The organism is Bullifex sp. (assembly GCF_034103065.1).
GTDB lineage: Bacteria > Spirochaetota > Spirochaetia > Sphaerochaetales > Sphaerochaetaceae > Bullifex.
This window is the reverse complement of the sequence record NZ_JAXEGN010000212.1, coordinates 1-9,832: the sequence shown is the minus strand read 5'-3', so window position 1 is coordinate 9,832 and position 9,832 is coordinate 1. Positions and strand designations below refer to the sequence as shown.

Sequence of the window (9,832 nt, the reverse complement as noted above, 5' to 3'; positions counted from 1 at the left end):
TTGAGAAGATTATCAAATTGCTCGAAAGGAAGCTTACAGGATGGCAGGAAAAGAGAGAGATATAAAAGTCCATATTGAAAATGTCAAAAAGACATATATGGGACGTACTGGTGAAGTAGTTGCTCTTAATGGAGTTAATCTTGATATCAAGGATAATGAGTTTGTTACAGTAGTTGGTCCTTCTGGATGCGGTAAATCAACACTGTTAAATATCCTTGCAGGTCTTTTAGAGCCAACTAGTGGTATTATTACTTGTAACGGCAAGCCTATTAAAGGTACAGGTCCAGAAAGAGGTGTTGTTTTCCAGCAATATGCTCTTTTCCCTTGGCTCACAGTTTTAAAGAACGTTATGTTCCCTTTAAATATGAAAGGGATTAAGGGTGAAGAAGCTGAAAAGATTGCAAGAAAATATATCAAGATGGTAGATCTTGAGAAGTTTGAGAACCACTATCCTAAAGAACTTTCTGGTGGTATGAAGCAACGTGTTGCAATTGCAAGAGCATATGCGGCTAATCCTGAAGTACTTTTAATGGATGAACCATTTGGTGCACTTGATGCTCAAACAAGAACTCAGCTTCAGCAAGAGCTTCTTGATACTTGGGAAAAGGAACAAAAGACATGTTTCTTTATCACCCATGATGTTGATGAAGCATTAATTCTTGGACAGAGAGTAGTAATAATGTCTGCTCGCCCAGGTAGAATTAAGAATATTGTTGATGTTGATATCCCATATCCTAGAAATCAGGAGACTAAGATGAGCCCAAGATTTTTAGAGTTAAAGAATTTAATTTGGTCACAGGTATATCAGGAATACCTTGAGGTCAGGAAATAAAAAAAGGAGAGAAAAAATGAAAAAAGCTATTGCTATCTTAATGATTGCTCTTATTGCAATGACAAGTGTATTTGCAAACGGTGCTGCTGAAACAACTTCTTCAGCTAAGCAGTTAGACACAGTTCGTGTTGCATATATGTCAAACTATGCATCACTTTGTACTCTTGTTTCTGCAATGAATACAGGTGCTTTCGAGGAACAAGGAATCAAAGTAGAACTCTTTGAGTTTGCTGATGGTCCTACAATTATCTCAGCGATGGAATCTGGTTCAATTGATATCGGATATATTGGACATGGTGCACATAAGCTTTGTATCAACGGTAAAGCAGATATCTTCGCTTTCTCACACGTTGGTAATGGTGATGCTATCGTAGGTAGCAAGTCAAAGGGTGTTACAGATGTAGCTTCTCTTAAGGGTAAAAAGGTTGGTTATGCATCAGGTACATCATCAGAGCAGATTCTTCTTTGGGCTTTAGAAGGTGCAGGCTTAACAATGAATGATATCAAGGGTTATGAAATGGATGCTTCAGCTTTAACAACAGCTATGGTTTCTGGTTCTCTTGATGCATGTGCAACTTGGTCACCATCTTCATTCACAGTTATTGATGCTCTTGGTTCTGATGCAGTAGTAGTTGCTAATAACCTTTCATTCTCAGACAGAAGTGCTTCTGTTGCTTCTTGGATTGTAATGAAGAAGTGGAGTGCTGATAATAGAGACCTTCTCGTAAGATTCACTAAGGCTTTATATGCTGGTATGGATTATAGAGCTGATTCAAACAACTACAAGCAGGTAGCTGAATGGGTTGCAAAAGTAACAGGTACAGGATTTGATACAGCATATGCACAGCGTGGTGATGCTGAATGGATTACAAGTGCTGAATTGATTTCTCAAATTAACGATGGTACAATTAATAAGCTCTATGAAGTACAGAAGAAAGGCTTTGGTTCAGCTGTAAATCAGGATGCTAAGATTTCAGATTACGTATTATTTGATGTAATGCTTGATGCAGCAAAGTGATTAATTTTCTGATAAATCTACCGCAGGGCGACCTGCGGTATTTCTTTTAGAGGAGGTTCAAATGTTACTTATTGTTATCATTTTAATGGTTCTCTCCTCAATTATCTTTCTTTGTTTTGCAAGAAATAGAAGGTCTTTATTAATCTTTTTAATGACAGCATCTCTTGCTTTGTTTATTACATCTATTTTAATTTATGTTGCCAAAAAGGGTGGTATTGCTAATGAAACATCTCTTTTACTCTTTGGCTTTTCTTCGATAAGAAATATAATGCAATACCTGCCATTAACACTTGGTCAATTAGGATATTTAGTTGCTCTTGGCCGCTTTATATTTCCTTTAATATTAATTATTAACGCTCTTGATTTCTCTTACTTTGATTTTGCTGTTAGAATGAGGAAAAAAGCCTATATATTTGCTGTTTTACCTATAATATCACTAGTTTTATACATTCCTAAAATATTTGAATCTTTAGTAAGCAAGAATAATATAATTCTTAAAGCATTTGTCTATGGCTCTCGCTGTTGGATATTTTTATACATCATCATTGCGCTCTTTATCATGGTGTATGAATACTTTTCAATTACAAGTTTATTCTTTAGAAGACGATTTATTCCAAAGATATTATTGCTTGCTTCAGTTGCTATAATATATTCATTATATGCACCACAAGATCCAGCACAAATTTATCTATTCTATCGTAATGATTACATGTGGATGTTGGGACTATGGTATATTAATAGTGGTTTAAGTACACCTTTATATTTTATTGTAATGGTTCTTTCTATCTTATGTTCTATTATTGGCTTTATTTCTTTGATTAAATACATGAGTACTATCTTAGACCAAGAAAGAGAAGAAGTTGTTTTAAAACAAAAAGCTAAGGCTGCAAGTGTTGGTGTTAGTGCGTTTGTGCATGGCACAAAAAACGAACTACTTGCAAGCCGCGTATTAATCTCAAGACTCGAAAAAAGTGGTGTAGAAGGATCTGATATAGAAAATTTAAAAGCATTAAATGATAACCTAATTACTAGGATGCAACGCTTATACTCTACACTAAGAGAGCAAACAATAAAGTTATCATTAGTTTCTTTGGAAAGCGTAATTAATAAAGCTTTAGAATTATCCTATTCCTCTCACAGTGATCTTTGTGTTGAAGTATTATCTTATGATAAGAATATACTTATTTTGGCTTCCTCTTTTGAATTAGCTGAAGCAATATCTAATATTATCATTAATGGTTGGGAAGCCATGAAACAAAAAGGTAAAATAGAAGTAGAGGTTAAGATTGAACGTCTATGGATTTCTATTTCTATTCTAGATAGAGGTCCTGGAATACCAAAATCATTAAGAAAAAAGATTTGGGAACCTTTTTATTCTTCAAAGAATAGTTCTTCTAATTGGGGAATAGGTATGTACTATACCAGAAAAATAGTGAATAGCCATTTAGGTTCAATTCGATTTGAAGATAGAAAGGGTGGGGGAACTGTATTCCAAATTCTATTACCTAGATATGGTCGTATCAGAGGAGGCTTGCAAAAAGAATGATAAAGCTAATGATTGCAGATGATTTTGATATTCTTCGTGAGGATTTAAAAGAAAATCTTGAGAGCCTTGGTTATTGTGTTTCCAAATGTGTTTCTTCCGCTCTTGATGCTGTAAATGAATATGATGAGTCTATCGATATTGTACTTATGGATATTGAGATGGAGGAATCTGATTCAGGGATTAAAGCTGCTGAAGCTATTTTAGATAAATATAAGGATGCAAAGATTATTTATTTAACTAGTCACGATAGTGATGAAATGATTATGACGGCATTTGCAACTGGTGCAGAGGATTTTATTGTTAAAGGAGTGTCAGCTCAAGAGATAAAGGAGCATATTGATGCTGTATATAACAATAAACCACAGCTAGATGATAGAGTAAGAAATATTGTAATGTGTGAGTATAAAAGATTAAGACAATCAGAACAAAATCTACTTTACTTTATCAAGCACATTAGTTCGCTTACTCCTACTGAAAAGGATTTAATTCACTGTTTTTTATTGGATATGAAGGTTCGTGAGATAGCCTCACAAAGAAATGTTGAGCTTTCGACTGTAAAGTCTCAAATCAGAACTTTACTTCAAAAGTTTGGTTGTTCTAGATCAAAGGAAATAGTTGTAATAATAAAAGGTTTAGGCTTGGAGCACCTATTTAATTAAAAAAAAGAAGCTCGGGTTTTGAGCCCGAGCCTTAGAATTTTATCTTTCGTAGAAAGATCCCATGTAACGAATGTACTCATCTTCAGTTTTATTAGCTTTCCAATTATGTACGTTCGCTTTGTTGTGTTCTCCAGCGATAACTGATAAAGATTTACCAAGATTAGCAAAAGCCTCTTCTACACAAGCTTCAGGAGTCATAGCTGCCTTCATTACAGCTTCACCAGCTGGACCACCAGGAAGGTTGTTAAGTAAGCTTGGTGTAATTGTTGTTCCAAGTGTAATTACTTCAACATCTACATTAGTCTTTTCACACTCGCCAGCAACTGCTTCAGTTAACTTCTTAATATAAGCTTTTCCTGCACCATACTGAGCATTATAAGGTGAGCTACTAATTCCTGTTAATGAAGAAACGTTAATTACTGCACCACGATCTTGTTTTGCAAAAATACCCATGTAGTGGTAGAAACACTTTAAGAATGTAAGAACGTTTACGTTAATCATCTGTTCATGCTTTTCCCATGGTGTATCCTGTAACTTACCAAAAGTATGGAAGCAAGCTACATAGCTCATGAAGCCCATGTCTAAATCTTTTGTTTCTTCGAAGATTTTGTCTGTGCAATCTGATTGAGCAAAGTCAGCTCTAATTACTTTATAGTCTACGCCATATTTCTCATGGATAGATTTTCCAAGTTCTTTGAGCATTTCCTCTCTTCTACCAACAAGAACTACACTCATTCCTTCTGATGCAATCTTTTCAGCAAAAGCTTTTCCAACACCTTCTGTAGCGCCAAGGATTATACCCCATTCACCATATTTTTCTCTTAATGTCATTTTTGTTAATAACTCCTTATTACTAGATAAAAATATATCTATTTAATGATATATAGACAATTATGTTTATGGAAAATATTTAAATTAATCTTGACAATATAAGGATTTCTTAAATAATATTTGACTATTAATGTTAAAATAGTCAAAAGGAATTAACATGCCAAGAGCATTTAATGAAAGAGAGAGAAATATAATTAAGGAACGGATTAGGAAAGCCGCTGCAAGTTTGATGATAAGAAATGGAGTAAGACATACTACAATTGATGCCATTGTCAAAAGTGCGATGATACCTAAAGGAACCTTTTATCTTTTTTATGATACAAAGGAAGAGCTTCTCTTTGAGGTTCTAGAAAGTGAGCATGAAAAAATGGAGAAGGCAATATTTGAGCAAATATCAAAAGTTAATCCATCCTCAATTAATCCTGATAGTGCTACCGAATTAATTTATAGTTTTTATAAGATGGTGGATGAGCATCCATTACTTGCAACAATTAGCCAAGAAGATGTTACTTTAATTTCTCAACGACTTCCTGAAGAAAGGATAATAAAGCATCTTGAAGAAGATAGAAATATGAGTGCTAAGCTAATGAGGTTTTTACCTCTTAAAGATGGTATTACAGTAGAGACAGTATCCTCATCTCTCCATGCTGTTTATTTCACTATGTTATATCTAAAGGAAACAGCAGGTGATAAGAGTGAAGAATTATTAAAACTCATTATTAGGGGAATAATGATTCAAATATTAAGAATTAGCTAAAAGGTATTATACTTATTAACTGGAGAAATAATATGAAGGAAGTATTAATTGAGGATTTGAAAATAAATCCATATACAATTTTTGGTAAGGATTGGATGGCTCTTACAGCTGGAGATGAATTATCAGGGTATAATACGATGACTATATCTTGGGGACACATTGGTTCTATTTGGGATAGTGGAAATAAAAGTAATTTACCAACTATTATTAGTTATGTACGTCCAAGTCGTTATACAAAAGAGTTTATGGATAGCCAAGAGTATTTTACTCTATCCCATTTTCCAGAGAAGTATCATAAAGCTTTAGGATACCTTGGAAGTCATTCAGGGCGTGATAGTGATAAGGTTAAGGAAGTTGGATTTACTCCTGTATTTGACTATGGCACAACATATTTTGCAGAAGCTGATTTAGTTTTCATTTGCAGAAAAATCTATACCCAAGAGATAATTGAAAAAGGGTTTATTGAAAAAGAAATGGTAGAGAAAGTCTATCCAAAGAAAGATTTTCATACAATGTATGTTGGTGAAATTGTAAAGATATTAATCTCTGAATAATAATCTTATTCATTTTATAATAATACTTTAAATGAGTTTCTATTTACAGATATACATCACATAGATGACAAACATTTATATATTAATGTTTGTCATGTGAGATTAAATAGAATAATGAAAATCTAAGTAATATTGCTAATAAAAACTCTGAAATTTCTTTCACAATTCAATTGAAATTAACTATAGTTTTTTAGCTTTGAAACAATAAAATTCTATTGATTATGTCTATTATCTTGTGGCTTGATTCGAAACGGCAGGCAGCCCATCACTCCATGTCGCTCTGACGGCATGGAGGTCTTACCACCATAGATTTTATCTAGAGGAGTGACTGATATGTCAGATTATGAGATAATTAGTTTGATAATATTGCTTTTTGGTTTAGTAATTTCAGCGATAATGCTAGGATTTACAATAAGAAATAAGGACAAAAATAATCGCCACTAAGTATTCTTGCAGGTTCTTACGCAAAGTAAGGGAATAGTGGCGGGAATTAGAGGAGACATATTTTCATGTGTCTTCTTTTTTTTTGCTATAAAAACACGGGCTAATTATCTATATAGCCATATAATTAGCTTGCAGAAATAATAGGGCTATAATATATTTATATTAGCTATATAAGGAGGTCATCGTGTCAATATCAAAGTCTTACAATAAACAGAATGGTGTAACTTACGTTTATGAAGTTATCGAAAACTACTGGGATAAGGAAAAGAAGCAGTCTCGCAGCAAGAGAAAACTCATTGGGAAAATAGATCCTGTGTCTGGAGAAATGATTCCTACTACACCAAAAGGAAGAAAAGGGAAAACGGAGAATAAGGAGAACTACAAACTCTTGTATGAAAAGGCTCAGAAGGAAATTCAGACCAAGGATAAAAGGATTGAAGAGCTTGAAGAAATAATCAGAAATTATTTATCAGAGGAGATGAAGGCCCTTGCAGAAGTTGAAGCAGTCATTAAACAGCGTGGTACATTGTCTGAGTCGCTGTTACGCAGATACAGGTGAGTGTTATGGCTGAAATGACTCTTCCTAAACGTGACAGGGAATCCATTTCCAGCAGTATAAAGATAAAAGATATCACAGAACTGATGTTTGGCTCTGTTCTTGAGATTAATCCTGATAAGAAACCAGCTGTGGATTATGGAAGGAAAAGGGTTCACATATACCTTAGGTCTCATTCCTCCTCCAGCATCTGTCCTCATTGTGGAGAAGAAAGCAGTATTGTTCATGGAAAAGGCTTTCGTCATCCACAGTGGATGCCTATTCAAAGTATGACAACATATGCTCATATTGAACTAAATAGATACAAATGCTTGAACAAAGACTGCCCTGTGAATACTTTTACTGAAGAATTGGATAATGTCCGTCATAATCAGCACAGGTCGGATATCATCAACATTATCATTTTATCGCTATCAATATTCTGCAGTGACATCACCGCAGCTCTTATCTGCAGGGAGATGGGTATTATGGTAAGCCATGACTCCGTTAACAGAATACTAAACCATATAAGAACTGAAGACGATTCTAATATCAAAATAATTGGTGTTGATGATGTATGTCTTAGGAAAGGACAAACATATCATACTGTTATTTATGATGGCAACGATCACCATTTGGTTGCTCTTTTAAACGGCAGGGATGGAAAGGAGCTGAAGAAATGGCTAAAGAACCATCCCATGGTAAATACAGTAGCGAGGGACAGGGCTGGTGCATATGCAAGTGCAATAAAGGAGGTGCTGCCTAACTGTCTTCAGGTAGCAGATAGATTTCATATTTTTCAAAACCTTATCGAATATCTTAAAGATATTTTCAAGGCAGGCATCCCTTCTCAGATATTCATACAGAACAATGAGGTACTGGATGAAGCCCCAGAAAAGTGCAAATGTGAGATTTATTCTCCAGATTCTGATGTATTTGATGATATTCATTATGATAACTCCCCTCCTGTTGATGAAAAAACAGGAAAGATAATCACTTTCTGTGATAAAAAAAGGTTCGTTTACTCAGCTAAATATCTAAAACTGAAAGAAAAAAGGGAGGAAAAACACAAAATAATAATGCAACTGAGGAAAGAATGGAGTGAAACCCCAACCCCTAGGAAAAAGAATTTTGCTCTGAAATATGGAATCAGTGTTCCAGCTCTAGACAAATATCTTAACATGACGGAAGAAGATGTCGACCAAGTTCTTGAGATAAAGGAATACAGAAAACGCCATACAGACATGGATGACTATCTCAACATTATTTACAAGATGTTAAGGGATCACTTCAATCCTGCCTTTATATATTCCTATATTATTCACATCGGTTATCCAGGGAGCCTGTTTTCGCTCGAAGATCACATAAGAGCTTTATCATTGAACAACTTCGGTGTTTTTTATGACAAATTCTTTCACACCCAGAAACAATACCCTGAAAATGTAACCATAATATCTAGAAATGATGTATTTAGGTACATAACCATTAAGGACAAAGATAAAATGAATGAAACTGATGTGTATAAATACTACAGTATTATTGAGGAGCATTACCCTGAAGTAAAGCTATGTTCTGAGATTTGGAATACGTTTTATTCAATACTTATGGGAGGTGCCCCCGATAAGCTTGACGATTTCCTTGATAAATATGAGAACTCACCGATTACACCTTTCGTCAATGGAATAAAAAAAGATATCGCTCCGGTCAAAGCTGCGATATCTTCCCCAGTAAGTTCAGGATTTGTTGAAGGAGGTAACTGCCGTTACAAATCAACAAAGCGCCTTATGTTTGGCAGGAGTGGTCTCCATCATCTTTTCCTAAAGACTTATGCAATATCTATTATAATGAGAACAGGAAAATCAGCAAGTGATTTATTGTCTGATTGGTTCTGTTCATAAGTATTATTGAATTATTGCAGCTAGTAGACTAGAGATTACAGCATCTATTCCTGTCAAAGACAATATGGTACAGTGCCATGGTATACCCTACTGCACTGTTTGAAGGGAGGCCTACAAACTAGATAGGCCTAGATTAATGTGTTCAAGGAGCAGGCATAATATCCGTACAGTTATCTAGGTATTAAGCAATGCCCTTTATCGATTGTGTAAGTTTACTTACTAGATTTCGTCTATCACTTAATTGTATCAAATTTTATTAATACTATTGTTGATAAGACATGTTTTCACTCGCTTATGCAAGCAAAAAAAGAAGACACATGAAAATATGTCTCCTCTAATTCCCGCCACTATTCCCTTACTTTGCGTAAGAACCGTTCCAATTTTACTAGTGACGATTTAGTCATTTTAAATCTTGGAGCGAACACCGTCTATCGACAGGTCACTTCTTATCTTTATAATAACCTCTCATTCTTCTAAACGTCAACAACTTTGAAATTGCTCATTTGCCTAAAAATCTAATAAAAATTGACATTAGGCATAATAGACAATCATTTTTTTTGAATTGCTTACAGTAAGGTAATTAGTTTTAGTGTCTGGAATTATTATCTTTTTAAACCTATTAACAATAAGAATTTAGACTTAATGAATAAGTTAAGCTAGAAGATCAGCTATTGTAAGAATACTGGAAAAAACAGAAGAATATCCACACCTTTTACCCCAAAAGTAGTGATTAGTACATTATGGATAACTGCCTTCTT

General features: G+C 34.4%; 9 protein-coding genes. 8 read left to right on the top strand and 1 reads right to left on the bottom strand.

From position 1 onward, the window contains the following. The first annotated feature begins 40 nt into the window (after window positions 1-40). The 4 genes from SOY52_RS08205 (at window position 41) to SOY52_RS08190 (ending at window position 4,055) form a co-directional block, all read left to right on the top strand. Window positions 41-832 (top strand): ABC transporter ATP-binding protein, encoded by a 792-nt coding sequence (locus SOY52_RS08205; RefSeq protein ID WP_320848468.1) that lies wholly within the window; start codon window positions 41-43, stop codon window positions 830-832. 16 nt (window positions 833-848) lie between these two features. Further along, window positions 849-1,850, top strand: a complete 1,002-nt coding sequence (locus tag SOY52_RS08200; protein WP_320848467.1) for an ABC transporter substrate-binding protein — start codon at window positions 849-851, stop codon at window positions 1,848-1,850. Between the two features lie 61 nt (window positions 1,851-1,911). Continuing rightward, the gene (locus SOY52_RS08195; RefSeq protein ID WP_320848466.1) at window positions 1,912-3,396 is read left to right on the top strand and encodes an ATP-binding protein; all 1,485 of its coding nucleotides are present in this window, start codon (window positions 1,912-1,914) and stop codon (window positions 3,394-3,396) included. Next, window positions 3,393-4,055: a response regulator transcription factor gene (locus SOY52_RS08190; protein ID WP_320848465.1), complete on the top strand. Its 663-nt coding sequence runs from the start codon at window positions 3,393-3,395 to the stop codon at window positions 4,053-4,055. The genes SOY52_RS08195 and SOY52_RS08190 overlap by 4 nt, the downstream gene beginning before the upstream one ends. A gap of 39 nt (window positions 4,056-4,094) precedes the next feature. Here SOY52_RS08190 and SOY52_RS08185 read toward each other — a convergent pair whose 3' ends face one another. Further along, on the bottom strand, window positions 4,095-4,886 hold the full coding sequence (locus SOY52_RS08185) for an SDR family NAD(P)-dependent oxidoreductase (RefSeq protein ID WP_320848464.1): 792 nt from the start codon (window positions 4,884-4,886) through the stop codon (window positions 4,095-4,097). A 157-nt stretch (window positions 4,887-5,043) separates the two neighbouring features. Between SOY52_RS08185 and SOY52_RS08180 the strand changes: the two genes are divergently transcribed. The 4 genes from SOY52_RS08180 to SOY52_RS08165 all read left to right on the top strand — a co-directional run bounded on the left by SOY52_RS08180 (window position 5,044) and on the right by SOY52_RS08165 (window position 9,074). Next, the gene (locus tag SOY52_RS08180) at window positions 5,044-5,643 is read left to right on the top strand and encodes a TetR/AcrR family transcriptional regulator (RefSeq protein ID WP_320848463.1); all 600 of its coding nucleotides are present in this window, start codon (window positions 5,044-5,046) and stop codon (window positions 5,641-5,643) included. 32 nt (window positions 5,644-5,675) lie between these two features. Continuing rightward, a complete protein-coding gene (locus SOY52_RS08175; protein ID WP_320848462.1) occupies window positions 5,676-6,197 on the top strand; it encodes a flavin reductase in 522 nt (173 codons plus the stop codon). A gap of 628 nt (window positions 6,198-6,825) precedes the next feature. Next, window positions 6,826-7,200, top strand: a complete 375-nt coding sequence (locus SOY52_RS08170; RefSeq protein WP_320848461.1) for a hypothetical protein — start codon at window positions 6,826-6,828, stop codon at window positions 7,198-7,200. 5 nt (window positions 7,201-7,205) lie between these two features. Continuing rightward, window positions 7,206-9,074, top strand: coding sequence for an ISL3 family transposase (locus SOY52_RS08165; protein WP_320848460.1), 1,869 nt, complete (start codon window positions 7,206-7,208; stop codon window positions 9,072-9,074). Window positions 9,075-9,832: the final 758 nt, after the last annotated feature.